We start from the raw sequence: 23,309 nt of genomic DNA, 5'->3' as shown, positions 1-23,309 counted from the left end.
GGATAGGGATTTGAACCCGCCCGACATGCTCGGTGGGCCACTATAGGCCAGTAAAAACGGTTATTCTCACCTGAGCAAATGGCCCATTCTGGCCTCAGGCGTCCCAGAATCTGCCCTAAATTTGCCCTAAAAATATCTACGGTATTGGGAGCCTATCATGGACGAGAAAGCCGAAATCACAGCAGACACCCTGGAGCTGCTGCTACTCAACCAAACTGCCATCAGAGCAGCACTAGAAGAGCTGTCCCTCTGGGTTAGTCAACGTGGCTCGATCCATATCCATGACAACGTCATGGTAGCCCTGATGACGCTGGACACCCACTCGGAAGCAATCTCGGTCGGGATCGAGCGCCTCCGAGCTTGAATCAGCAAAGGTGCCCACTACCTCCGATGCTCCATCGGGCGGCCGAGCCGGCCCCTGCAGCGTGACTGCCACCGATGATGGATTGGGGCAGTATTTCTGAAAGTGCGCCGCCGGTCATTCATCTAGCCCCTTTGTGCACGACGTTGATGCGCTGGACAAGCATCTATCTTTTGCCTTAGGGCTCCGCAAAGAATTTACTCCACTTATCTCGACTATAATTATTTAAATTCCGTATACTTTGATAATGCATTGCTAACGCATTGCTCTCTGGCGTTGCCTTTGGAGGAAACACTTGAAAGCTAGCAATTAAGCAAAGCATATCGATCGCCCCTAAAGTTTTATAGAAATTTAAAGGACTTCCAAAATCGCCATCATCATAGGCACCATGTGTTACGCCATTACGATTTGTTTTATCGCTTATCGGGTACACTTCAGAGTCCGAGTAAAAAAAACCACCCAAAAACACCCTAAACGAATTCAACATTGAATGCACCTCTGCATAATCTCCAAGCTTCCGCTCATTTACCTCCGCGATGGCAAAATCCGTGAGCGCATTAAATCTATTTACAATCCCATTCCCCCGACGCGGCCCTAGCTTTTTATGCTCATATAATCTACGACCAACCCCTTCAACCACCGGCATAAGTCCAGCGACTGCTACATGACCTAGACCTAAAAAATGTGCTTCTACCGACTCAGCTATCGACACTTTAAAATCCGAAACAAACGGCACGGTAGGATACCGGGAGAGAACCATAGCAGCTAAATGCCCCGGGGTATAAACCATTGACAGAACACTTTGAATCTCTTCATCAGATGGATTTTCTACTCCAGCCAGTTCTGCGCAAAGATCCTGCAAAATCCCAAAATTAGAAAATACTGGGATCATCAAGCCATGCTTACCAAAAACCTCTTCGAAATAACCTAAGCTACCCATCTTCACTCCAAAGCCGTACTTATACCAGAGATCTTCCCTCTTCACACTAAAGCACAAGACGCATCGAACACTATAGCGAACCCCCAGGCAAAGAAGGGATGGGAATTTTAAACCGTGCGACTCGACCGACAGACCATCCAATCCTTACGACTGCAGTTCGCAAAACAACTTATCGAAAACCTTAGGCACAAATCTCCAACCAAAATCATCAATCATTACACGTGTCAACTCCAGCAGTAGGTCCCCCTCCCTCTTATCACAGGACTTAAGCACCTGAAACTTTTCAACAATCATGCCCTTCAACTTATGTCCTTGATGCCTTAAAAAGTCCGACCGAACCTTAATAGACCCACCGGAAAGAAACTCAATCTCTCCGCAATCATCCTCCCCACTACCCAACACCTCCTCAATGAATGAATCAACAGTTCTTTGTAACAGATTATAATCCTCCTTCCATTCCTCCACAGACAAACTCTCACCACAGAACCTCTCAAAATCATAAAGACGAGGCTGCAACCTATACAATAAGCGCACCACATAAATTGGATTTAGGAGGATATTTTCAAGAGTATAAAACAGTTCATACCCCAGGACAGACACACCGTTTGACGGTGTATTTTTTAGGTCCCAATCGATTACTCCTTTTACACTTCTATTCCCCAAACTAGAGAGTGAGTGAACCATCTCCTCTACTTGACCGCTATTTCCCACACCGTTAAGACTCTCCGAGAAGCTCTCTATCAACTCTTCAGAAACCTTACCGAAATGCTGCCTAAACTTGTCGGCCACTTGGCCCGCTTTCATTTTCGGCCCAGCGACCAAGAATGAAAGCGAAATTTTAGGATCAACACTTTCAAACCGAGACCTCATCCGATCAAAAATATACCTATACACATTAACATCAGCCAAGCTTTCAACGAAAACCTCTCTCCTATTATTCGGATTAAGCGAAATCTGACTTACACCTTCAAGAAGATCCGAGATTGCCGAATCTCTATCAACCCCAACTATTTTGTTTTTCTCCACTCTAAAAACCTCACCTTCCGATGCCAGTGCAACAGTTGTCGGTGAGTGGGTGGAAAAAATGACAACGCAACCAAAATGATCAGCCAGCATCCTAATGACAGAGTACAGCTTTAGTACCATTTTTGGGTGAAGCAGCGCATCTGGCTCATCCATTAAAATTAGTTTAGGAATACCGATTAGCGGCCCGCGCTGGTACTGAAGCTTAAATATGCTCACTGCCATCCAAAGCAAATTTTTTTCACCAGATGACAGCGACTCCAACTCCACCTTCGCTTTTGTTTCAACCTCAAAAAACTCAGGCTGATAGTCCGAATAGACGTCATCAAGCAGCGGCTCTGACATAAAAAATTTACCATCAAACAGCTCTTTAACAATATCATTAAAAAGACTCCAGGGAGGAGTGCCGAATCGCTTCAAAAACTCGCCCGGCTCAATCCAGAGTACATTTTTGCCAAACTCCTTACTGAGCCACATGTGATAGAGATTCTGCCGCTCCCTAACTATATATTCGTTGCAGATCGAAGCTATAGAGAGATGACCGGCAAAATTATTGGGCTCTACAAAGTTGAGACGTATTTCCTCTGAGGATAAGTCAAGCACATCTTTGTTAAGCCTGGACGCCACGTAGCTTAGTGACTTGTGCAATTGCTCGAGGCCATATGGCAAATCCATAGGATAGCCTCTATCCCCTATTGGATTGAATGGCTCAGCCAGAAACCCTTTATTAAAACCATACCATCGAATAAGACTCTGTATTCTTTGTTCGTGCTCCACACCAGAAAACCCGCCCCCAAACTTACCCTGCATTTCACCTTGAGGGAGATATAAGATATTATTTGGATCTAGAATCTCACCCTCAATGGTCACCTCGAAACTTCCTCGCACAGCCTCAAGAAACCTAGTCTTTCCGCAGCCGTTTTTACCAGTGAGCACGGCAACACTCCCTGTGACTTCAAGACCATCATCGAGCCACAGCCCTTTATATACCTGCTTGCTAGTGAACCTCATAGCCACTCCATGCATGTCACATTTTCAGTGCTTTTTATAACTCTAATTTTTTAAAGTCTCCAGTCCCCAAAAAAACGTCCCCAGCCTCGTTTGGCTGGGAACGCTCTAAGTATCATTTGATAATTTCCGAGACGTAAGCCTGGCACGCCTTTAGCGCGATCAACCCCCGGTCGCCCTCTTGGGTGATGGCGAGAATTCGTTGAGCAAACGCGTGGTCAACGTCGGCTCGAATGATTCCATGAACCACGCCTCCGGGGCTGGTGGTTTCTCGCACCTCACCGTCACAACTCTGGGAGGCAAAGGCTCCGGCGTCGACAAGGACTGACAGCCGCACGTCAGCAGTAGCAAGCTGATCGCGCAGGCGATCCCGAGTTTTTTTGGCATCCGCCATCTCCTTCCAATGGGTCTGATTCTGTTCCTGCAGGCGCCCCTCCAGGGCGCGGCGCGCACCCTGCTGTTCCGCCATCTGATCGAGTGCCGCCGCAGCAGCCTGCTCACGCTCCCGGCCATGATCGCGATCCTTTGCCGCCAACTGACGGCCGTAGTCCGCAGCCTGTTCGGCAAGCTGCTTACCGTAGGTGCAGGCCTGCCACAACCAGGCGCCACGCCCACCCAGGGCCAAGCCCAGCAGCAGCGCGAGGCAAGCCAGACGCCAATCCAGGGCCTTCACTGCAGCACCTCAAGCGCTCGCTTGTAGAGCGCTTCGCGATCCTCCAAGCCGTTGGTACCGCCGTTGATCCGCTTTGTGATCGACAGGAAGTCGCCCTTGTCGGCCAGGCTGTTGAGGCCATTCTTGTGCCAGAACCAACCTGCCGACATTGAGGCGTAGACCGGATGCTCGAGCAGCTCCGGGGTGGCCAGCAGGCGAGCGTCACCGAACAGGGCCTCGCTGCAGGCTTCGTAGTTGGCCCGCCCGGTGACTTGGATCAGGCCACGACCGCGATACTTCTGGCCATCACCATCGGCCTCAGGCGTATTGCCGAGGCGCTGGGCCAGGCGGCCGGTGTCGTACTTGGCCAGGTAGGCATCATTTCCAAGTTCACGCACATAGCGCAGCTGGCCAGACTCATGGCCGATCTCGGCGAGGAATGCCGCCATGCGCAAACGGGTGACGATGCCGTACTTGCCCATTGCCGCGTTGAGGCCAGGAACAAAAACGCCGGCTTGGCGGCCGGCGTTAGGAAGAATCTGCTGCAGCTGTTTTTCGGTGATAGCCATTACGAGATGTCCTTAAACAGGTTGATTTCGAAAGTCATGCCAGCCCATTGGCGGGAAAGATCGCCGGTGTAGTCCTCTGCCCAGTCCTTTGGCTCACCCTTGAAGCCGATCTGTATGACTACGGCGCGAGTAGTCGACCATTCCCACACGCCGTAGAAGCCGTAGTAGCGGCGCCCTGTTTTTTTGTGAGTGGCAAGTAAAAGGCGGCGACCACCCTCCCCTGGCCGATCCTCGACGTTCTCGTCGCCCCAGTATCGGTAATCACACTCGGTGACCGGGCAGCCCAGCCAGCGCGTGAAACGCATGTTGTTGGCCGGGTTGCGCAGGGCCAACCACACGAACATCGACAGCGGGTGATAGGCGCCCAGCCCGAACGGCGCGTTGAGGTGCCACCAGCCGCGCTTATCGCCGGCGGCGCCGTCGCGATCGTTCGACCACAACCAAGCCCATGCAGGCAGTCGCTTGAACTGCCAGTTGCCGGGGGCCTGGGTGAAGGGCACCGGCGGGCCTTCCGTTACGAGTAACGGCATGGCCAGCGGCACGACCACCAGGCCGATCAGGATCAGCGCAACGCGCACAGGAAACAGCAGCAGCCACTGGGGGGCCGCCAGGAATACGTGTTTAAGCATGAAAACCTCGAATAGCAGGAAAGAAAAAGCCCCGGCAGTGCGGGGCTTTAGGAGGCGGCGCCGGTGTCTTCATCCGGCCAGGGGTACTCGGCCTGGATCTCGGCGAACCGTTCCAAGCCAAGGCGCTTGGCCGTCTCGGCGTTCTCAGCATTGCCCAGTAGGCTTTCGCGCTGCGCCTCGGCAAAGTAGCGATCGCTGCCGATCAACGGGTCAGCGTAAGCACGCAGGCGCTCGGCCTCGATCATGGTGCGGGTGGGCGCTGCCGCTGCAGGGTTCAGGTGCAGAGCCACTTCGGCGTCATCCATCGGCACCAGGTGGGCGGGAATGTACTCATCGTCGGAGCCATCCGCCGCAAAGGCAAACACCTGGCCGCCCTCGGGATTCTTGAAATATTTCATCAGCGCAGCTCCGTCCAAAGCACAAGGGTGTTCCCGCCGGCGGAACCGCCGTTACCCGTAACCATGTAAGTGGCGCCGGCTGGGACAATGAAAGTTTGCGTGTAGGTGATGCTGGTGGACTGGTCCCACGTACCGACCTGCACACCGGCCACATACATCTCCGACATGTAGCTGCCCTGATCGCGCAGTGCGACAGTGATCATGATTGGGCGGCCGGTACTGTTGGTGTACGTGGTGTTCAGCGCACGCGAAGCCAGCACGTTCTGCCAGGTCTGCCCGACCCCGATGCTGCTGTGCTTTTTCAGCTTCAACGGGGTGACTGCAGCGACGTCCAGCGCGCCCGCGTCCGTCTCATCCTGTGTGGCCAAGCGAATGACGCCCCAGGCCGCTTCGGTGCAGCGATACACCGCCGAGCGAACCGCTTGATAGACGCGCAAGGGCGTCATCCAGCCGGATGTTGCAACGCCGGCCTGCGCTTCATCTGCCGTCGACTGGACATGATTGCCCGAGGTCAGCAGCTCTTCCCAGTCCATCCAATCAGCCGCAGCTGTAGTGGGATTCGCCGTTTTTGCCGCCCGGATGAATACCCGGTTCTGATAGATACGCCGCAGCTCCTGGTGCGGGTACACCTCAGAGCCGCGCACGATCACATAACTGGCCCCGGTGATCGGCGCGTTGACCAGCGCCGTGCCCGAGCCAAACAGGTAGATGCCTGGCTGTACCAGCGCATTCAGGTTGGAGCCGCCCTCCAGGGTAATGGGCTTGCCCAGGCCATAGTCGCCAAACTTCACCCCGTCAGTGATGCCGTAACCCGCCAGCGTCGTGGCCTTGTTGGCCTTGCCGGCCAGGGCATTGACCATGGTGGTCGCAAAGTTCGGGTCGTTGCCGATCGCGTCGGCTAGCTCCTTGAGCGTGTCCAGCGCTGCCGGCGACGAGCCGACCAGGGCGGCGATCGCGGCCTGCACAAACGCCGTGCTAGCCGCCTGCAGGTTGTTGGTGCCTGCAGCCGCCGTGGGCACCGTGGGGATGCCAGTGAAGGCCGGGCTGGCCAATGGCGCCTTGGCAGCCAACAACGTGTTGACCTGGCTTTGCGTGTACGCATCCGTGATGCCATAGCCGGCCAGAGTGGTGGCGTTACCCGCCTTGCCCGCCAACAGGTTGTCGACCTGCGCCTGGGTGTAGACGTCGGTAATGCCGTACCCGGCCAGCGTGGTCGGGTTGCTGCCAGCTGTGACCCGGCCCTGTACGTCAATGGTCACCGAACGATAGGTGCCGGCGGCCACGCCAGTTTTGCCAAACACACGGGCATACACCAGGGCGGTGGTACCAAGGGTCGGCAACGTGGTGTTCGCCAGCTGCCAGATCGCCCCGCCGTGGGCGGTACCACTCTCGACAATCACCAGGTGCCCGGGCACACATTCGGCGCTTTCGTTGGTGTCCAGGGCGCGCACCCAGGCGCCGGCAGCGACGGTGTAGATACCGTTCTGCGAGCCGGCCGCCTGATCCTTCACCAGCACCCGGTTACCGGCGACCAGGGCCACGCCGTCAATAGTCTGCACTCCGGACAGCGCAATGGCGCCGGTAGTGGCGACGCGCACGGTACGTTTCACGTCGCTGGCTGCCAGTGTCTGGATAGCCTTCTGCAACTGGGTCAGGTCGCCTTCGCTGGGCGTCAGGCCGGCCGCGACGATCACGGCCAGCAGTTCGTCCGTAACCGAGTTGCCCCAGGTCGCCGGGATCAGCGACCCGGCTTGCCCGGTGCTGGTGTTTTCGTCGACGAACTTGCCGCCGACCAAGCCCACGTTGGGCGTGCTTTTCGGGTAATCCATGGTGCTTATCCGTAGTTGATGGTTTCAAGTGTGTGCGCCGGCGCCGAACGGCTGACCAGGCATTCAAGGGCGCCATTCGAGGCGACGCCGAAGGATTGCCCCCAGTGGCTGAAGCCGAAGCGGCTGCCGGCGGCCTGGCGAGGGCCGGTTTCCAGGGTCCACATGAACTGCGCGCCCCAGGTGCCGAAGCGGGCCGAGCCAAAGCGCGAACGGCCAAAGCGCGGCGCCCGGTGCTCGACCACCCGCGCCTGGCGGTAACCGAGGGTGAAAGCCAAGTCAACGAAGTACGCCGGCGTCTGCCCACCCACCTCCAGCAACCGCCGGCGCACAGCCAGTTGCCGGTCCTGGAACGACGGCGAGTCGCCCATGCACGGGTCGGGCAGGCTCATGACCCGTTCCCAGTCGGGCACCAGCTCGCGCACGGTGGCCGGCTCGCTTTCGGCGAGCAGGGCCACGGCGCGCAGATCCTCACGGGCCAGTTCCTCGGCGGCCGCCTGCAGCAACTGGTCAACGCCGGGGTTGAACTCGCGATCCCAGGCCGGCCCCGGGGGCAACAGGGCGCGCAGCTGGGCCAGGTAGTCGTCCACCGTTCTCACGACCACAGCACACCCCCATAGGTCAGCAGCTGATTAGTGGCCGCTGTTACGTCGCCGATCGGAGCCAGCACCTTGTGGTCGCGCTCGCCCACGGCGCCGCTGATGGCCTCGGCGATGTGCGTGGCCAGCAGACCGCCACCCAGCTCCGATTCGCGGTTGTGCAGGTCGACCAGGGCGGCTTCCACGGCGCGGCGAACGGCGCTGCTGTCCGGGGTGACCGTCAGCTGGTACTGCACCGGCTTTTCCACCGGGGGCAGCACGTATACTTCGGCCGTCACCGGGCGCTCCTGCTCGATGTAGGCCGCCACGGTGGCCAGCGCCTCGGCGTTGGGGATGATGTCGATATCGCCATCCCGCACGAAGAACACCGCCACCGTGCCCGGGCCAACCCAGCGACGCACCACCCAGGCCCGGGTCACGCCGGCCACCTCCAGCGCCCAGGTTTCGTAATCGCTCTTGCTGCCGCCGTGGGCAATGACCCGGTAAGAACGGATCACCCGCCCGCGCAGCGTCTCGATGCTCTCCTGCTCGGTGCCACCGGCCAGGCCGTCCGCCCCGACAGTGAACACCTCATTGACGCCCAGCACCGGCGACACCAGGCGCAGCTGGGTACCGGCCGGGGTGTTGCCCAGCTCACCGGCGTCCAGCGCCTCGATCTCGGCCACCCCCGAGGTGGCGGTCAGCTTGACCGTGGCGCGCACCCGGAACAGCACCTGGTCATCGCGCTGCAGCAGCGTGCCGGCGTCCAACAGTGCCGACACGGCGCCGGTGAAGGCCGCCGGGCCAGTGGCTGCCACGGCTTCCAGACGGTCGCGCTTGAGCCGCGCGCGGGCCATGCGCAGCAGGGTTTCTTCGTCGGCCGTGTCGGGCAGGATCTGGTCGGCGATGTACTGCTGATGGCCGTAGCGCCCGTAACTGGCCGCGCCCAGGACACGGGCCAGCACCTCGGCGTCGGAACGTAGCAGCGCACTGCCGCCGGACAGGTCGGACTGTGCCCGGGCGATCAGCGCGGGCAACGTAGGGGTTTCAAACGGCATTGATCACCTGCCACAGCTTGTCTAGTTGAACATCGATCACTGAGCCGTCGCGCATCGACAGCACCACCTGCAGGTTCAGCCGGGTGACCTCCCGCGACGCCGTTACGGTAACGGTCGCCACCCGGTCGTCATCGTCCAGCCAGGCCAGCGACTCGCGGGCGAACGCTACGGCATCGCGCACCGTGTCATCGGTCAGCGTGCGCCGGCGCAGCTGCCAGAGGCGTGAGCCGATGCGGTCGCGCTCGACCGTGGGGAAGGTGTCGCCCCACCAGCCATAGCGCTGGTCGTCGTCCAGTTGGTCGCCATCCTCGGCGCGCCGCCAGGTCAGCAGGCTGATCACCACGGCGCGCTGCCAGGCCTGTTCCGAGCCGTCATCGCTGAATAGCGCCATGTCAGCCTCCCTTAACCGGCTTCTTGTCCGAGCCTTCGTGAACGTGCAGCGAGGTGCTGACGCCAGCGGCGATCTGGTCACCGTCCGACACGATGCGCCCGGTGGTGCTGATCAGCGGCGTATCAAACTCGACCGCCGTGTCGGCCTTGACCCGAAATGTCGCGGTCTGCACCTCGATCACCCGGCCGCGCTTGAAATGCAGCACGTCGCCTTCGTCGGTGTGCAGGGCCACTTCACCGCTCTGCATGCCCTGCAGGCGAAAGCGGCGGTCTGACACGCAGATCACCACCCCATGGGAGCGATCGCCGCCCAGGAACGCCGCCAGGCCCTCAGCGCCCGGATGCGGGTTGGACGTGAAGCCGTAAGGCTCGAAGTGCTCCATACCGTCTTTCACTTCGTCGGCGGTCAGGCGCATTTGCAGGCTCTGCAGCTTGCGGCCAGCATCGACCAGGGCGACGACGCCCCGGGCAAAGAAATTTCTCATGGGTTTCATGGGCCAGGCTTCCAGTCAGCAGGAATCAGGTATTCGAAGTTGTCGGCCTTGCCGCCCTTCTTGAGCTTGCGCGACTTGTGCGGGTCTTTCGGTTCTGGGTCGAAGCCATCCGGCGGGCCTACCACGATGTTGGCCACCGTGCCGGCGTCATCCAGCACGTATTCGATTTCACTGATCAGCATGTCGCGATCAATGCCGATCAGCGGGTCGACCACCCGCACCACCATGTTCGGCAGCCATAGCGCGCCGTTGGACTGCCGCCACCCCTGCACCTGATAGTTCAGGGTCAGCGCCTTACCCATGCGGCTGCCGCGCTCCCAGTTGGCCCGGGCCTGGGCCAGCTCCGGGGTCATCTGACCGCTCTCATGAATCAGCAGCACGCGGTGACGGGTACCGCGTGGGTCGTCCAGTTCGGCCTTGACCTCGCTGGCCTGCTCACCGTAGGTGCCGTCTGACCCCGAGCGCTGCCCGGTCACACGGTATTCGGAGAACACTCCGGAGAAATCCAGCTCGGCACGGCCGGTCAGGATGTTCTGCCCCAGTTCCAGGCGATCGACCGCACGGCCGGCGCTGCCGGGCTTGATGATCACCACCCGGCCCCGGGCGTCGTCGGTCGACAGCAGACGGGAAAGCGTCAGCAGCCGGTCGACCGACTCGAACACCGTTTCGCCCGGCTCGATCTGGTGATCGGCCAGCTTGGTGGTTTCGGCCACCTCGCTCAGCACCTTGACCCCGTAAGGCTCGGCCAGCGCCTGGACGATCTTCTGCACGCTCTGCCCGCGCCACTGCCCGGGCTTGTTGACCGCCGAGCTGTCCACCAGGTCGGCGGTCAGCGAGCGGCCGGACACCGACCGTTCCACGCTGCGGCTGTCGTAGCTGATCGGCGTGGCGAACACCCACCCGGTCAGCACCAGGTCGTCGCCGATGCGTACTTCGCAGTAGTCACCCTGCCGCACCGGGATTTCCACCGCCTGGCCGGGCCAGCGCCACGTCACCCCCAGGCGGAAATCACGGCTCTGCCGCTCGATCCCCGCGCTGATGCTGACTTTCTTCCAGCCGCGATAGTCCAGGCCGTTCACGCTCAGCGTGACAGCATTCATGTCATCCATAGGCTTACTCTTGAGCGACGGACAGCACCCCGGCAGGCAAGAAGCCCGGGTGTGCGACCTTGTTACGTGTAACGATTTCAGCGGCGCGGGTTGCGTCGCCGTAGCGCTGATAGGCCAGCACCACCGCCGGCAGGCTCTCCAGCGTGGTCATCTCAGCCATACGCACGCCGGCGCGGGCCACCTCTGTCAGGTGGGCGCGTACTTGCTTGCGCACCACCTCCAGCACCTCGAAATGCTCATGCGGGGCGGTCTGCTCGGCGGCCACTAGCGCGGCCTCGATCGCGTCGCGAACGGCCACCACGTCAGCAGTCACCGGCACGTCAGGGCGTGCGATCGGCGAAGCCACTTGCTGCTGCAGGGACGGATACCCCGACAGCGGCGCCGGCGCTTGCACCACTGGCATGGCGGCGGCCGTGCGCACGGCCAGGACAATCAGCGCATCGCGCACCAGCTCGCGGGCGGCCTCGATCACCGCCGCCGTGGCAGCACCACCGGCGGCACTGCTACCGGCCTCGATCGCTGCAGCCGCGGCTACCACCTGCGCCGCCAGTTCGCGGGACTGCTCGACCTGCGAGGTAATGGCCCGGCTCGATGCGGCAAAGCTGGAAAACTCCGGTTCAGCCTCGGGCAGGCCGGCCACGGTGCTGGCAAACTCCGGGTCGGCTTCGATGCTGGAAACACTGGACGATGCCGACGCGGTACTGCTCGCGCTGCTCGACAACGTGCTGCTCGATGGCCCCCAGCGGTAACCGGTCGAACGGCTGCCGCCGACGCTCGAGAACTGCCCCCGGATCATCGCTGCGAAGTTGCCCGGGGCGTTGATCAGCATGTCGGCCAGCGCCTCCACCGAACTGACCAGGCCCGTCAACTGGCGCAGTTCCTGGGCAATGGCCATCTGCACGCCGGCGATGCCGTTCTGCAGCATCACCACCGCCAGGCGCGCCCGGTTCACCACCGCCATGGCTTCCTTGTAACGCCGGATCGCCGACTGCAGCAGGGTTTCCGACGACTCTTCCAGCTGCCGCGCCGTGTTCGGCACGCCGGCGGGAAACCCCTTCTCGCCGTCTTCCACAAACACCAGGTCGAAGCGCGCCATGCCGCCTTCGCGGCGCTCATGCCCCACCGAACAACCGGTCGCCGTGACCATCAGGCGGCCATACCAGGGGTGGATCAGTTCCCCGGCGCCGGGTTTGTCCAACGCATTCAGCAGGTCATCACGCTTGATCAGGAAGTCTTCGCCGATCACGAAGGCTGCCATCTTGATTTCGCGGGTTACGCGGCCCAGGTCCTCCACCAGCGGCTTGTCCCGCTGGGGGTACTCATGCACCTGGGTGCGCCGACCGACTGGCATGCTGTCGCTGTCGACGTGAAACGGCACCCCCCGAAAGGAGGCCGGGTGTAGCTCGTCCCGCCACGTGGTCATCCTGCCCCCCTACCCAATGAGCGATAGCCGACCTGCGGGGTTACCTGCAGGCCGGGCTGGTTGGATTCGCCCTGTTCGACGCGCATGCCCTGCGGGGCATTGTCGAAGCGGACCACCATCGACCCTTCCAGCTGGGTCTTGTTGGCCGCTGCCGACTGCTGGACCAGCGAACCCCGCGACGCCGGCAAACCACCAAGCGCCGGGGCGGCCACGGACGTCAGGCCAGGGCGCTGCACAACGGTCGTTTCAGCCTGTTTCAGCGCCTCGGCCTGGGTCAGCCCCTTGGCATAGCTTTCCTTGGCTTGTTCGCCCAGCTGCGAGGCCGTAAGCGCCGGTGCCGACGACACCAGGCGCAGCGGCGGCCGCTCCGGCGCTTGCCCAGGCACCCGCAACAGGCTGGCCGCGCTGGTGGCCTCGGGCAGCAGCTGCACCGGCTCAGCCATTGGCCGCACCAGGGCGCCCGGCACCGGTTGGGCCGCTGCGTTGCGCGCCTGCTGCTGCTCCGTCCAGGCGTTGACCTTGTTGGTCGCGGCCCCGATCACCCCGCCTTCGGAGCTGAACCCCAAGAATTTCATCATGGGTTCAACGATCGGCCGCAGCTTCTCCCACAGCCCTTTGAAATAGGCCGTGATCGGCTCCCAGTGCTTGACCAGCAAGCCCAGCGGCGACCAGTCAAACAGGGTTTTCAGGAAGTCGAGGAACGGCACCGACAGCGCCTTGATCGCCTCCCAAACGCCTTGGAAAAACCCGCTGATCGGCCCCCAATGGTTGACGATCAACCCCAGCGGGGAGTAGTCGAACAGGGTCCGCATAAAGCCCATGAAGGGCACCGACAGCGCCTTGACCAAGCCCCACAGGCTGGCAAAGAACCGGCTCAGCGGCTGCCAGTTGGCGACGATCTGGCCGAGCGGCGTCCAGGCAAAGGCGGTTTTCATCCACCCCCACACGGCCATCGCCGGGCCTTTGATCTCATCCCACAGGGCCACAAAGTACCGGCTCAGCGGCTCCCAGTTGGCCACGATCAAACCAATCGGCGACCAGGCGAAGGCCGTTTTCATCCAGCCCCACAGGGCCATCGCTGGCCCCTTGATCTTGTCCCACACCGCCTGGAAATACGGTGCCACGGTCGACCAGTTGGCGATCAGTACGCCGGCGGCGATGGCGATGCCGCGCACGATCATCCCGATCGGGCTCATGCTCGCCACCCCGTTCATCATCGCCAGGGCTGCCGTAGCGCCGGCCGTGGCCAGGCGCAGCACTGTGAAGCCCACCGCCGCGCCCAGCACGCCCTTGATCAACCAGGGGTGAGCTGCAGCCAGGGCGCCGACACTGCTGATAATCGGCCCCACGGTGGCCATGAAGTCGTTCAGCGGCGGCAACAGCATGCTGCCGACCGTGATACCCAGACGGGTCACGCGGTTCTGCAGCAGCTGCATGGCGTTCTGTGTGGTGGCTGCCCGGGCGGCATACTCGCTGTTCATCGAACCGGCGTACTGCGTTTCATCGCCGATCGACCTAAAGTTTTTCTGCAGGGTGGCCAGGCTCGTCAGCAGCGGCGCAATGGCCCCCACCGACTCTTTGCCGAACAAGTTGGTCAGCACGGCCGCCTGCTTGCTCTTCTCGACCTGAGCCAGCGTCTGCAGCACGCGGTTAATCGTGCCCTCGCTGTCGCTCTGCATGCCCTTGGCCAGCTCGTTGGCGTCCAGGCGCAGCGCCTTGTACGCCTCCTTCTGCGACTTGGTGGCCGCCGTACCGGCGGTCAGGGTCAGCATGAAGTTCTTGATGCCAGTGGCCGCCACGTCCTGGGCGATACCCACGCCGGCCAGGGTTGAACCCATGGCGGCCAGCTGGGCCGCGCTGACACCGGCCACCTCACCCAGCGGGCCGATGGCCGTTAGGATGTTGGAAATCTGCCCGGTGCTCGCGGCGCCGGTGTTGCCCAGGTAGTTGATCTGGTCAGCGAGGGTCACCACCTCGGCCTGATTCATTTTGAAGGCCGTGCGCCACTTGGCCATCATCGAACCGGACTCTTCGGCCGTCTGGTCGAAGGCCACGCCCATTTTTACTGCGTCTTCGGCAAAGCGGTTCAGCTCTTCCCGGGCAATGCCCGACTGACCACCCGCCGCAACGATCTGCGCGATGCCCTCGGCCGCCATCGGCAGCCGCTCGGACAGGCCCAGCACGTCGTCGCTCATCGCCTTGAACTGCGCCGGCGTGTCGAAGTTGACCACCTTTTTCACGTCGGCCATGGCGCTCTCAAAGCCCATAGCGGCCTTCACGCCCATGACAAACGGCGCCGCAATGGCGCCGCCCTGCAGGGCCTCGCCAAAGGTGATCTTGCCCAGGCCCGAGCTGTTCAACTGCTTGCGCAGCATCGCCGCGTTCTTGCGCACGCCACTGAGCACCGGCGACAGCTTGTCGACGCCGGTGATCAGGGCCTTTAGCTGGAATTTATCCGCCATTGCCACCCCCAGTCAGCGCGTTGATGCGCCACGCGTTTTCCTCGCTCTCGAACAGCGTGTCGAGGGTCCAGCCCAGCACCTCGCCCGGGGTGGCTTTCCACCACCAAGCGAGGTCATAGGCCAGCTCGGTTAGGCTGCCGACTGTTCCGAATCGCGGGGCATGAAAAAACCCACGATGAGCCAGGCCACGTTGTTCAAGTCGGGCAGCGCCAACTGGTTTACCGAACTGGCGGGGATGGTCGCGCACACGGCGATGTACTTGGCCGCCACCTCCACGTCGAGGATCGGGTAACCGCTCTCGCCGATGTTGTAGGGCAGCGCCTTGATGGCCCGGCATTCCTGCACGGTGGGACGGCGCAGGGTCAGTTCGTTGACTTCATCGCCATGGGCCTGGATCGGTTCGGCGAGGGTGTGGGTTACGGTGCTCATTACTGCCAGTCTCCTTGGATGCCTTCGAATTTGAGCGAGACCTTGGCGTCGTCGCCGGTCACTTTGGCCTCATCGACCAGGTACGCACCGCTCAGCACGTACACGGAGCCATCGGCGAGTTCAGCCGTTACGGTCATGGCAATACCGGCGGCCAGCTTGGCCCGGGGAAAGTTGGCGGTTTTCACCGCGTCAACGACGACGTAAGGGATCAGGTCTTCTTCTTTGAAGTAGCCCCGCGTGACGGTCTCCCGCTTCACGTCCGACAGCGGGCACTCCACGCCGCCGGTGATGACCAACTGATCGCCGTCGACCTTGATGTAACAGGTGCCTGCGACTTTCTGACCCATAAAGGGATCTCCCAGAAAAAAGCCCGCACAAGGCGGGCCGGGGTTGAACGATGCGGATTAAGTCGCTTCGGGGTACTGCAGGCGGAACTGGTACAGCAGCGCGAACACGCGCAGTTGATTCACCAGATCCGGCGGGAACAGCACGCTGAGCCGGTTCGGGTTGTTGGCGTCGCGCTCCACGATCAGGTACTGATTGAACATCTCGGCATTCTCGACAATGCCGTCACGCTCGAGCGCGCCGTAGGCCGCGATCAGCTCACCGCGAATCACCTTCGGCGTGACGATCGCCTGGCCGGGGCCAAAGCGGGTGCCGTCGTTGGCCAGCTTATGGCGGCCGTACTTGCTGGTGATGATGCTGCGCAGGTAGCGGATCACATACGCCGACTGGTGCAGCGTCTCGCTGTCCAGGTACGAATCATCGGCTTGCCCGTAGGCGTTGCGCTGATACGTGGTAATGGCGCGCTCGATCCGGTAGCTGCCACCGTTGTAGCCAGCGGTGGCCACCCCGCTGGTCAGCAGCGACTGCCGTTCGGTCAGGGTGAAACGATCGCTCGCGTCGGCCGGGTCGATGCCAGCCAGCGAGCCGGTTTGCGTCGGCCGCGCCGGGTCGGCACTGATGAACACGGCGGTGCGCGCTGCCCAGGCCGCCGCCACTTCCCACGCTGGCTGCGGCACGCCCCGTTCGAAGCCATGCACCGTGACATGCGGGTCATTGCGCAGGCGGCCGGCCGCCACCAGCTCACCGAGGGTGCCGCGCTTGGCGGTGTAGACGTGGCCGTACAGCTGCTTTGCCCAGGACCAGCGGCCGGCGCTGTCGTCCATGGTTTCTTTCCAGGCGTCCAGGATGTCGGCATCACTCCAAGGCTGGGCGATGAATTCGAACTCTTCGTCGCCCAGCGCCGCCAGCGCGGCAGCGGCGTCAGGACTGCCGACACCGCTGGTCATGCCGGTGGTGACGATGGTCAACCCCGCCGGGGTAACCTCGCTGTTCACACGGCCCAGGCGATTGAGCTGCAGCTGAATGTCGTTGCCCAGCTCGCCCTTGAACTTGGCCTGCAGGGTGACCACGCCGGCGGCTACCGTGGCGGTAACCGGCAGGTCGATCGCCTCATTGATGGCCGCCGCCAGGGCGGTGGCCACCGCATCGGCCGAAGCGCCCGCCACCGCCAGGGCGCGCACGCGCTGCCCGGCGATGTACAGATTGACCAGGCCAGCCGACTCAACCGACCCCGTTACGGTAACGGTGCCCGTGGCAGCCACGCCGGTGGCGACCTTGAGCGGCAGGCACCACACCTCGCCGGCGACGTCGATGGCGCGCCAACGGGCGTGCATGCTGGCCAGCATCGAGCCGGCGCCGCCAATGTCCTTGGCTTCGCTGGTCCGCGACACCAGCGTCAGGCGGCCAATTTCGGCGCCGTCGGCATCGTCGTTGACCTGGCCAATGAGCAGCCGGCGCAAGCTCGATGCGCCACTGTTGGCCATGGAGTTGTCGACTTCGGCATAGAACAGCGGCACGCGAATGTCGCTGGGGATGTTGCTGAAACTTACGCTCATTCCGCCGTGCTCCCCTTGGGTTTGCTGCTGGCTTTCTGCTCGACGGCATCACCGTCGCTGATACGGCGCTCCCAGTACGCATTACGCGGCACCGGGGCGCCGCCGGCGGGCAGCAGCTCGCGGGGGTTGTGCGGCATCGGGCACTCGCGCCCGGGTGCCGGCTTGAGGTTGATGGTCTTCATGGGGTCAGGTTCTCCCGGGTGGTGAACTCGACTCGCCCGTCAGGGCCTGGGGCCGTGACGTTGGAGTCTTTCAGGGGGTTGATGAAGTCGAAGCGGGTGTCGATCCCTTCCAGCTCGGGCAGGCCGGCCAGCTGCCATTCCTGCCAGGTCTGCGGCTTGCCCTGGCCGTTCTGCTCCCAGCGACCCAGCTGCAGGTCGGCATAGAAGCGGTAGCGGTAAACCACCCGCTCGCGGTCTATCAGCAGCAGCTGGCCGCCGTCGTAGAGCAGCGGCCCCGACTCCGGGTCAGGCTCGAAGCCCACCAGGGCGCGCCACAGCTGGGCGCGCAGGTCGTGCAGCGGGTCAGCCACCGATTGCCCGCGCTCGTCGTCGGTGGGCAGCACCACGCACACGTCGATCGCGTCGCGGACGGCCTGCGTGTACACGTTCTGCGCGGTCGGCTCGTCGGCCGAGTCGCCCACCGCGATCACGTACGCCGCCGGGATTTCCAGCTTTCCGCTGTCGGCAGTCGGGTCCCAATCCAGGCCACCGGCCACGCGCCCTTCTAAGCCAGGCGCATAGGCGCGCAGCTGCTCGATCACAGGCGTGATTTTCATGTCGGCTCTCAGTTGAGCAGCGCGGCGGCGAAAGCCTGCTGCAGGATGCGTTGTACGTCGGCGCGGCTGTCGGTCAGCGCGTCGGTCATGTAGTTGTCGCGGGGCTTGATGCGCCACCCGCCGCCCTGCTTGCGGCGAACGCCGTAATGCAGATACGCCGGATAGAACGCCCGCATGCTCGCGGTCTTGTTCGGTGCGACCCGCACCAGGAACCCCGAGCGCGACAGCTTGAAACCGATCGAGTCGGTGGTCGCACCGGTGCGGTTGATCGGGTAGCCCTCTTGGCCACCGCCAAGCGCCAGGTTCATCTGCGCCCGGCCGGTGATCAGTTGGCCAACCTTGCGCATGCCGGCGCGGATCTTTCGCTTGTTGAAGGCCTCCTGCTCGAACTTGTCGAAGCCATCAACGTGCAGGTAGCCGTCAATCGAAACGGAGTTGGCCACGGCCACCTCCCGCCTGAGCAGGCTGCGCTCCCAGCTCTTCCACCTCCACCACCGACCAGATCTGCTCGCCCGCAAGCTCAGTGGGACGCTTCACCCGATAAATCCGCCCCCGACCAACGAATTCGCAATCTGAAGCCAAGTCGGGAATGAAGCGGCAGTACAAACGGTGCGTGACCCCGGTGTTTGTTTGCTGAGCCGCGGCATAGGTCGCGGTGCCCAACGGCTCAACCTTCACCCAACGCCAGCAAACATGCGTGAGTTCAGACTCAAGCCCCGGCCCTGACGGCTTGTCAGCTCTTTTCCGCACCTGCATGCGATGCTTCAACTCACCCGAGGCAGGTGCCCGCGTACTCACTCGCAATGCCATGATTAGAACCTCGGAGGAACAGTGACATCCGCCAGCAGATGGTCAACGAAGCTCGACGGCACTTCGGCAAGGGATTGCCTCACAACCAACAGTCCGCGGTGGGTGAACGCCGTTTCCGCCGCCATCAGCAACCAGCTCAACACACCGGGGTGAGCCTCTAAGTCCACCCCGGCGCGGTACCGGATGCGAAGCCGGCCAGCAGGACGGCCACCAGGGAAAAGCAGATAACTCTCCTTACCACCCTGGCTAAGCTCCAGCTGGCCGGTGAAGGGAGTCACCTGGCCAGTTTCTCCCAGCACCACCACGGACTCGACGGCAACCACCTGGCCAATGTCCAACGAATGGCCCGACGGATACGTCGCCGGCCAGTCCTCCTCGTAGATTGCTTCACGGATCGCCGCCCCTGTTTTCGATTCACCCTGTGCAGTAACCCCAGGGATGATGATCAGGTCGATCAGCTCGGGCTGCAGGTCTTCTGGCTCAGCCCGGCACTGAAATGCCACCTGTTCCAACGTCAGCACGGGCGCCCCCGTGTAGGCGATGCGACGCGCCATGATCAGGGTTTCTCTTCGTCGTCATCCGGATCAGCGGTGGTCGAATCCGGATTCGGTGGTGGCTCCGTCGACGGGCCGGGCTGGGGTGGCTCTTTCGCCGCCGGAGCGGGCTTGCCCTTACCACCACTGGACTTGCCAGTTTTCTTGCCGTCGTGCAGCTCAGCACGGCCGCCTTCGATCAGCGACTGCGCAACATTTTCCTCGAAGCCCGCCACTTCGCCCTTGCTGTAACCGCGCCAGGAACCGGTGAACACAACAATTACCTTTGCCATAACTTCCATCCAGTCGAGCGGCCCCGGCCAATCCGGGGCCAGGGATTACATGCCTGCGCCCCACTTCACGGCGACCGCCACCACGATGCTCTCGACGTGACGCGGGCCGAAGTCGTGTTTCGCGATGACACGCAGCAAGGTCTGGTCACGCTGGAAGGCGCTGACCATGTTGCCCTCGGCGTCCTTGTAGGAGGCCTCGTTGCTGAAGCTCAGGGTCAGGTCCATGTCCTCGCCGATCATGCAGTCGGCGAAGTTGACGAAGTAGATCTCGGTTTCATTGCCGTCGGCGCCGAGGTTGACCGGAATCTGGTTGCTCAAACCGACTGGGTAGCCTTTCAGCATGCCCTGATCGATCTCCGGATAGGCCTTGTTGCCGTTGCCGTCACGCAGCGCCTGCAGCCAACGCAACACACGCGGCGCCATCAGCCAGCCGCACGACTTCATCATCACGTTCGCGGTTTCCAGGCGCAGCATCATGCCGCCCAGGAACAGGTCGATCTTTTCCAGCGTCAGGCCATCGACCGCAGGCGCTGGCAAGACGTTGAACGGCAGCGCCCAGTAGCGCATCCCCTTGGGCAGCGAGCCAGAGCCATCAGCGCGGATAAAGTGCAGATCCTCCGACAGGCCCATGCTCACGGTCAGGTCACTGAGCACAAGGCCATCGACCCGAGGGTTAACCCCGCTCATGGCTAACAGGTCATTGGAAATCGGCACGATAGCGGCGGCCTTTTTCGCCGAAAGCTTGGTGTCGGCGAACGCCATGCCGGTGATCGGGATATCGGTATCGCTGCCGATGTATGTCACCACGGTGTTGCCGGTGATACGCGGCTGGGTCAGGTTGCCGTTGTTCAGCGGCAAGCTGGTGACGCCCATCTTGCGGACAATGGACACCGGCCGAAGCGACTCGATGACCTCGGTAGCGAAATTCTGCGGCACCAGCACACCGCCGGCACCCGGAGTTACGACGCTCAACGCCATGTGGACATCAGCGGGGAAACCGCCGTCCTTCGCCATTTGGGCGGCTGTCTGCTGGTTGCCGTGGGCAGAGGCCAACAAACGAGCCATCTGCGCCATGCCGGTACCAGGCTTGGCCTTTTCGCTGAATGGGCCGGAAATATTGCTGCCCGGCGGGCCAGTGACGCCTTGAGCCGACTCGGTGATAGGTACCGCGCTGGCTGCAGCCAGCTGCTCGGCCGACTCGGCACGCTTGATCTTGGCCGTCAGATCATTGATCTGCGTTTCGAGGCTGGTGAATTGCTGCAACTGCTCGGCGGTCAAGCTACCGCCGCCTGCCTCGATTTGGGCAAGGGCCTGCACCTGGGCGACCAGGCCGGCGCGCTCGTTACGCATTTGAAGTACAAGGGACATGCTGCCTCCTGGGCATAAAAAAACCCGCACTAGGCGGGTCGAGATACAGTTGATACGGTGGAATCAGGCGAGCGACTGCATCGCTAACGCTGCTGCTCGCACGCTGATACGGCCCGTCTGGCGTGTTGCACGGTTCTGCGCAACGGCTCGAGACAGCTCGTCAACGGTGTGTTGAGGGTTCTGCAGGCGGTCAGCCAGGCCTGCATTGATTGCATTCTGACCGCGATAGAGCGCAGCCTCGGTGCCAATCACTTTGGCAAGCGGAAGGCCGCGATACTCGGCAACAGCACTGACAAACATCTGGTAACTCTCCTGCACCAGCTCGTTGAGGAACTTCATCGACTGCTCAGTAATGGGCTCATGCGGCGAGAGGTCGTTCTTGTGTGCCCCGGCATACACCGTGGTCACCTTGACCCCCATCCCCTCTTCCATCTTCGAACGGTCCATGTGACTGGCAATCACCCCGATGGAGCCGACACCGCTAGTGCGACTAACCACGATCTCGCTGCACGCCGAGCCGATCAGGTAGCCGCCGCTGTACGCCATGAAGTTCACCAAGCCGGTGATAGGCTTCTGCGCGGTCATCGCCCGGATATCCTCGGCCAGCTCGAAGGCGCCCACGGCAGAGCCACCAGGACTGTCGATATCCAGCACGATGTGTTCGACCAATGGATCAGCTACTGCGCGCTGCAGCTGGGAGCGCAGCCCTTCGTAACTGGTCATGGTTTCGCACGCGTTAAGGTGACTGCCGCGACTGACCAGCACACCGCTGACCGGGATGACCTCAATCCCGGTCTGGGCAATGGCATTGCGCCGCTGCTCGTCTGCGTAGGCCACCCGGTCGATCGGATCATCATCCTTCCAGAGCTGGGCCGAGCTGCCTCCGAGGTTGATGATGTTGAGGCTCATGGTTTGATTGGCCCAACGCACGCCCAGGTCGAGCATGTCTGGCGTGACCAGCAGGGGTTGATTGAACAGCAGGCTGGAGGCCCGCAGATAGCGCTTACTCATTGGGCGAGGATCCTCCCGATCTCGGCGTGCTGCAGCTCCAGCTGGGCGCGCACGGTGGGGTTGTTCAGGTCGGGCTGCTTGCCAGCGTCAACCATGTTGAGGGGCTGCAGGTAGATATCACCGCCCTGCACGGGCGGCATGTTCTCCAACCGCCGGATGTCGTTCACGCTCAGCCAACCCCACTGGCGACCGATAGCGTAAGCCTCATAGCGGCTTTTCTGGTCGCCGCGCAGCAGCCCGGACAGGTTGAACTCAATGAAGTATTCCCGGCGATCCTTCGGCAGCAGGAAGTCGCGCATCATCGCTTGTTCATGGCGCTTCACCCAGGGCAGTAAGGCGAACACCACGAACTGGATCATCAACTGCTCCAGGGTGTTGTAGTTCGACTTCTCCAGGTCGTTCACCATGGGCAGGGGTATCTTGTAGATCCGCGCAATGTCCAGGCCGGTCAGCTTCATGATGCCGACGATTTCAGCGTCAACGTTGGTCATCGACACCGGCTTGAAGGTCATGCCTTCCTGCAGCAGGGCGACTTTCTTGGCGTTGTCCATACCGCCGAACTTCTGCCCCCACTGATCGACGATCTTGTCGATGGTGCCCTGATCTTTAATCGCGGGTGCCTCGCGGGGTCGCTCGATCACGCCGGACACGGCCACGCCGTTGGCAAAGCTTTTGCCGGTGTACTGGCGTACCGCCTGAGTCAGCCCAATCGCGTCAGCATGCAACTCTATGGGTGACAGCCCGACATAAGGGTTCGTACCGAACCAGCGAACGTGATGCACCATCCGCATGGGCACCGACTCGCTGGTACCAATCCGGTAGTAAGGCAACAGATCGGCGCCCTTAAGCACCTGGACCTGCTCGTTCTTTAGTGACCACAGCGCCGTGACGTTGCCGTCTTCGCGCCGGTCGATGAAGCTGAAGGCGTTACCCCGCAGGCCGGCCGCCCCCTGGTGCCGCTCCATGTATTCACAGGGTGTTTGGAACGGGTTGGGCTGATAGCGCAGCACGTCGTACAACGGGTGATTGATCGCCGCATCCCGTTGCCCCTTATCCTTGCGCTGGAACAGGTCAAGAGGCAGCTGCGCCACCGTTTCGGCCAGCAAGGTGACGCAGTTTTGCAGGATGGGCAGGGCAAGCGCAGACTCTGGCGTTACCGCTACACCAGCCGAGCTTCGACCGCCACCGAGCAGACCGCGCCAAAAGCCGCTGTCCGGATTGGTCAACGTGCCCGCGCCCGAAGCGAGCAAGCTGGAAAAGAACATG

27 protein-coding genes are annotated in these 23,309 nt (G+C 61.7%); 1 reads left to right on the top strand and 26 read right to left on the bottom strand.

The features are described 5' to 3' along the window. Positions 1-157: 157 nt before the first annotated feature. Entirely contained in the window at positions 158-364 is a 207-nt protein-coding gene (locus KU43P_RS06220; protein WP_317661581.1) for a hypothetical protein, read from the top strand. A gap of 175 nt (positions 365-539) precedes the next feature. Here the strand turns inward: KU43P_RS06220 and KU43P_RS06215 are convergent, their stop codons facing one another. The 26 genes from KU43P_RS06215 to KU43P_RS06090 form a co-directional block, all read right to left on the bottom strand. After that, entirely contained in the window at positions 540-1,301 is a 762-nt protein-coding gene (locus KU43P_RS06215) for a hypothetical protein (protein ID WP_317661580.1), read from the bottom strand. Positions 1,302-1,445: 144 nt separating this feature from the next. Further along, entirely contained in the window at positions 1,446-3,335 is a 1,890-nt protein-coding gene (locus KU43P_RS06210) for an AAA family ATPase (RefSeq protein ID WP_317661578.1), read from the bottom strand. A 112-nt stretch (positions 3,336-3,447) separates the two neighbouring features. After that, positions 3,448-4,005, bottom strand: a complete 558-nt coding sequence (locus KU43P_RS06205) for a lysis system i-spanin subunit Rz (protein ID WP_317661576.1) — start codon at positions 4,003-4,005, stop codon at positions 3,448-3,450. Further along, a complete protein-coding gene (locus tag KU43P_RS06200) occupies positions 4,002-4,553 on the bottom strand; it encodes a glycoside hydrolase family 19 protein (protein WP_317661574.1) in 552 nt (183 codons plus the stop codon). Before KU43P_RS06200 ends, KU43P_RS06205 begins: the two co-directional genes overlap by 4 nt. Continuing rightward, complete coding sequence (locus KU43P_RS06195; protein ID WP_317661573.1) at positions 4,553-5,182, bottom strand: hypothetical protein; 630 nt, start codon at positions 5,180-5,182, stop codon at positions 4,553-4,555. Before KU43P_RS06195 ends, KU43P_RS06200 begins: the two co-directional genes overlap by 1 nt. A 47-nt stretch (positions 5,183-5,229) precedes the next feature. Further along, positions 5,230-5,580 carry a hypothetical protein gene (locus tag KU43P_RS06190; protein ID WP_317661571.1) on the bottom strand — a complete coding sequence of 117 codons (351 nt, stop codon included), beginning with the start codon at positions 5,578-5,580 and terminating at the stop codon, positions 5,230-5,232. Further along, positions 5,580-7,409, bottom strand: coding sequence for a pyocin knob domain-containing protein (locus KU43P_RS06185; protein WP_317661570.1), 1,830 nt, complete (start codon positions 7,407-7,409; stop codon positions 5,580-5,582). The genes KU43P_RS06190 and KU43P_RS06185 overlap by 1 nt, the downstream gene beginning before the upstream one ends. 5 nt (positions 7,410-7,414) lie before the next feature. Then, positions 7,415-8,011: a YmfQ family protein gene (locus KU43P_RS06180; RefSeq protein WP_317661568.1), complete on the bottom strand. Its 597-nt coding sequence runs from the start codon at positions 8,009-8,011 to the stop codon at positions 7,415-7,417. Then, a complete protein-coding gene (locus KU43P_RS06175; RefSeq protein WP_317661566.1) occupies positions 8,002-9,042 on the bottom strand; it encodes a baseplate J/gp47 family protein in 1,041 nt (346 codons plus the stop codon). The genes KU43P_RS06180 and KU43P_RS06175 overlap by 10 nt, the downstream gene beginning before the upstream one ends. Next, positions 9,032-9,433: a phage GP46 family protein gene (locus KU43P_RS06170; protein ID WP_317661564.1), complete on the bottom strand. Its 402-nt coding sequence runs from the start codon at positions 9,431-9,433 to the stop codon at positions 9,032-9,034. The genes KU43P_RS06175 and KU43P_RS06170 overlap by 11 nt, the downstream gene beginning before the upstream one ends. 1 nt (position 9,434) lies before the next feature. Beyond that, a complete protein-coding gene (locus KU43P_RS06165; RefSeq protein WP_317661562.1) occupies positions 9,435-9,926 on the bottom strand; it encodes a phage baseplate assembly protein V in 492 nt (163 codons plus the stop codon). After that, on the bottom strand, positions 9,923-11,035 hold the full coding sequence (locus KU43P_RS06160) for a phage baseplate assembly protein (protein WP_317661560.1): 1,113 nt from the start codon (positions 11,033-11,035) through the stop codon (positions 9,923-9,925). Before KU43P_RS06160 ends, KU43P_RS06165 begins: the two co-directional genes overlap by 4 nt. Before the next feature lie 4 nt (positions 11,036-11,039). Further along, entirely contained in the window at positions 11,040-12,458 is a 1,419-nt protein-coding gene (locus KU43P_RS06155; RefSeq protein WP_317661558.1) for a DNA circularization protein, read from the bottom strand. Next, the gene (locus tag KU43P_RS06150) at positions 12,455-14,920 is read right to left on the bottom strand and encodes a phage tail tape measure protein (RefSeq protein ID WP_317661556.1); all 2,466 of its coding nucleotides are present in this window, start codon (positions 14,918-14,920) and stop codon (positions 12,455-12,457) included. The genes KU43P_RS06155 and KU43P_RS06150 overlap by 4 nt, the downstream gene beginning before the upstream one ends. 129 nt (positions 14,921-15,049) lie before the next feature. Next, the gene (locus tag KU43P_RS06145; protein ID WP_317661554.1) at positions 15,050-15,349 is read right to left on the bottom strand and encodes a phage tail assembly protein; all 300 of its coding nucleotides are present in this window, start codon (positions 15,347-15,349) and stop codon (positions 15,050-15,052) included. After that, on the bottom strand, positions 15,349-15,696 hold the full coding sequence (locus tag KU43P_RS06140; RefSeq protein WP_186719997.1) for a phage tail tube protein: 348 nt from the start codon (positions 15,694-15,696) through the stop codon (positions 15,349-15,351). Before KU43P_RS06140 ends, KU43P_RS06145 begins: the two co-directional genes overlap by 1 nt. 57 nt (positions 15,697-15,753) lie before the next feature. Beyond that, on the bottom strand, positions 15,754-17,250 hold the full coding sequence (locus KU43P_RS06135) for a phage tail sheath subtilisin-like domain-containing protein (RefSeq protein ID WP_317661552.1): 1,497 nt from the start codon (positions 17,248-17,250) through the stop codon (positions 15,754-15,756). Continuing rightward, on the bottom strand, positions 17,247-17,432 hold the full coding sequence (locus KU43P_RS06130; protein WP_152954965.1) for a DUF2635 domain-containing protein: 186 nt from the start codon (positions 17,430-17,432) through the stop codon (positions 17,247-17,249). The genes KU43P_RS06135 and KU43P_RS06130 overlap by 4 nt, the downstream gene beginning before the upstream one ends. Beyond that, positions 17,429-18,028, bottom strand: coding sequence for a hypothetical protein (locus KU43P_RS06125; protein ID WP_317661551.1), 600 nt, complete (start codon positions 18,026-18,028; stop codon positions 17,429-17,431). The genes KU43P_RS06130 and KU43P_RS06125 overlap by 4 nt, the downstream gene beginning before the upstream one ends. Positions 18,029-18,036: 8 nt before the next feature. After that, positions 18,037-18,471 carry a hypothetical protein gene (locus KU43P_RS06120; RefSeq protein WP_317661549.1) on the bottom strand — a complete coding sequence of 145 codons (435 nt, stop codon included), beginning with the start codon at positions 18,469-18,471 and terminating at the stop codon, positions 18,037-18,039. Continuing rightward, a complete protein-coding gene (locus tag KU43P_RS06115) occupies positions 18,449-18,784 on the bottom strand; it encodes a head-tail adaptor protein (protein WP_317663747.1) in 336 nt (111 codons plus the stop codon). The genes KU43P_RS06120 and KU43P_RS06115 overlap by 23 nt, the downstream gene beginning before the upstream one ends. Before the next feature lie 56 nt (positions 18,785-18,840). Then, positions 18,841-19,392, bottom strand: coding sequence for a hypothetical protein (locus KU43P_RS06110; protein WP_317661547.1), 552 nt, complete (start codon positions 19,390-19,392; stop codon positions 18,841-18,843). Positions 19,393-19,394: 2 nt separating this feature from the next. Then, positions 19,395-19,664, bottom strand: a complete 270-nt coding sequence (locus KU43P_RS06105; RefSeq protein ID WP_317661545.1) for a hypothetical protein — start codon at positions 19,662-19,664, stop codon at positions 19,395-19,397. Positions 19,665-19,709: 45 nt separating this feature from the next. Next, positions 19,710-21,032 (bottom strand): phage major capsid protein, encoded by a 1,323-nt coding sequence (locus tag KU43P_RS06100; RefSeq protein WP_317661543.1) that lies wholly within the window; start codon positions 21,030-21,032, stop codon positions 19,710-19,712. Between the two features lie 63 nt (positions 21,033-21,095). Continuing rightward, positions 21,096-22,043: a S49 family peptidase gene (locus KU43P_RS06095; protein ID WP_317661542.1), complete on the bottom strand. Its 948-nt coding sequence runs from the start codon at positions 22,041-22,043 to the stop codon at positions 21,096-21,098. Then, positions 22,040-23,308 (bottom strand): phage portal protein, encoded by a 1,269-nt coding sequence (locus KU43P_RS06090; RefSeq protein WP_317661541.1) that lies wholly within the window; start codon positions 23,306-23,308, stop codon positions 22,040-22,042. Before KU43P_RS06090 ends, KU43P_RS06095 begins: the two co-directional genes overlap by 4 nt. Between the last annotated feature and the right edge of the window lies 1 nt (position 23,309).

The sequence above is a fragment of the Pseudomonas sp. KU43P genome (assembly GCF_033095865.1).
Lineage (GTDB): Bacteria > Pseudomonadota > Gammaproteobacteria > Pseudomonadales > Pseudomonadaceae > Aquipseudomonas.
This window is presented reverse-complemented; position numbering and strand designations above follow the sequence as displayed.

Coding starts and splice junctions, on each gene's coding strand:
- KU43P_RS06220 (WP_317661581.1), top strand. CDS start 158: ATGGACGAGAAAGCCGAAATCACAGCAGACACCCTGGAGCTGCTGCTA.
- KU43P_RS06175 (WP_317661566.1), bottom strand. CDS start 9,042: ATGCCGTTTGAAACCCCTACGTTGCCCGCGCTGATCGCCCGGGCACAG.
- KU43P_RS06155 (WP_317661558.1), bottom strand. CDS start 12,458: ATGACCACGTGGCGGGACGAGCTACACCCGGCCTCCTTTCGGGGGGTG.
- KU43P_RS06165 (WP_317661562.1), bottom strand. CDS start 9,926: ATGAAACCCATGAGAAATTTCTTTGCCCGGGGCGTCGTCGCCCTGGTC.
- KU43P_RS06145 (WP_317661554.1), bottom strand. CDS start 15,349: ATGAGCACCGTAACCCACACCCTCGCCGAACCGATCCAGGCCCATGGC.
- KU43P_RS06195 (WP_317661573.1), bottom strand. CDS start 5,182: ATGCTTAAACACGTATTCCTGGCGGCCCCCCAGTGGCTGCTGCTGTTT.
- KU43P_RS06100 (WP_317661543.1), bottom strand. CDS start 21,032: ATGTCCCTTGTACTTCAAATGCGTAACGAGCGCGCCGGCCTGGTCGCC.
- KU43P_RS06105 (WP_317661545.1), bottom strand. CDS start 19,664: ATGGCAAAGGTAATTGTTGTGTTCACCGGTTCCTGGCGCGGTTACAGC.
- KU43P_RS06150 (WP_317661556.1), bottom strand. CDS start 14,920: ATGGCGGATAAATTCCAGCTAAAGGCCCTGATCACCGGCGTCGACAAG.
- KU43P_RS06095 (WP_317661542.1), bottom strand. CDS start 22,043: ATGAGTAAGCGCTATCTGCGGGCCTCCAGCCTGCTGTTCAATCAACCC.
- KU43P_RS06135 (WP_317661552.1), bottom strand. CDS start 17,250: ATGAGCGTAAGTTTCAGCAACATCCCCAGCGACATTCGCGTGCCGCTG.
- KU43P_RS06170 (WP_317661564.1), bottom strand. CDS start 9,433: ATGGCGCTATTCAGCGATGACGGCTCGGAACAGGCCTGGCAGCGCGCC.
- KU43P_RS06200 (WP_317661574.1), bottom strand. CDS start 4,553: ATGGCTATCACCGAAAAACAGCTGCAGCAGATTCTTCCTAACGCCGGC.
- KU43P_RS06140 (WP_186719997.1), bottom strand. CDS start 15,696: ATGGGTCAGAAAGTCGCAGGCACCTGTTACATCAAGGTCGACGGCGAT.
- KU43P_RS06115 (WP_317663747.1), bottom strand. CDS start 18,784: ATGCAGGTGCGGAAAAGAGCTGACAAGCCGTCAGGGCCGGGGCTTGAG.
- KU43P_RS06110 (WP_317661547.1), bottom strand. CDS start 19,392: ATGGCGCGTCGCATCGCCTACACGGGGGCGCCCGTGCTGACGTTGGAA.
- KU43P_RS06185 (WP_317661570.1), bottom strand. CDS start 7,409: ATGGATTACCCGAAAAGCACGCCCAACGTGGGCTTGGTCGGCGGCAAG.
- KU43P_RS06160 (WP_317661560.1), bottom strand. CDS start 11,035: ATGGATGACATGAATGCTGTCACGCTGAGCGTGAACGGCCTGGACTAT.
- KU43P_RS06215 (WP_317661580.1), bottom strand. CDS start 1,301: ATGGGTAGCTTAGGTTATTTCGAAGAGGTTTTTGGTAAGCATGGCTTG.
- KU43P_RS06190 (WP_317661571.1), bottom strand. CDS start 5,580: ATGAAATATTTCAAGAATCCCGAGGGCGGCCAGGTGTTTGCCTTTGCG.
- KU43P_RS06125 (WP_317661551.1), bottom strand. CDS start 18,028: ATGAAAATCACGCCTGTGATCGAGCAGCTGCGCGCCTATGCGCCTGGC.
- KU43P_RS06090 (WP_317661541.1), bottom strand. CDS start 23,308: ATGTTCTTTTCCAGCTTGCTCGCTTCGGGCGCGGGCACGTTGACCAAT.
- KU43P_RS06210 (WP_317661578.1), bottom strand. CDS start 3,335: ATGAGGTTCACTAGCAAGCAGGTATATAAAGGGCTGTGGCTCGATGAT.
- KU43P_RS06130 (WP_152954965.1), bottom strand. CDS start 17,432: ATGAAGACCATCAACCTCAAGCCGGCACCCGGGCGCGAGTGCCCGATG.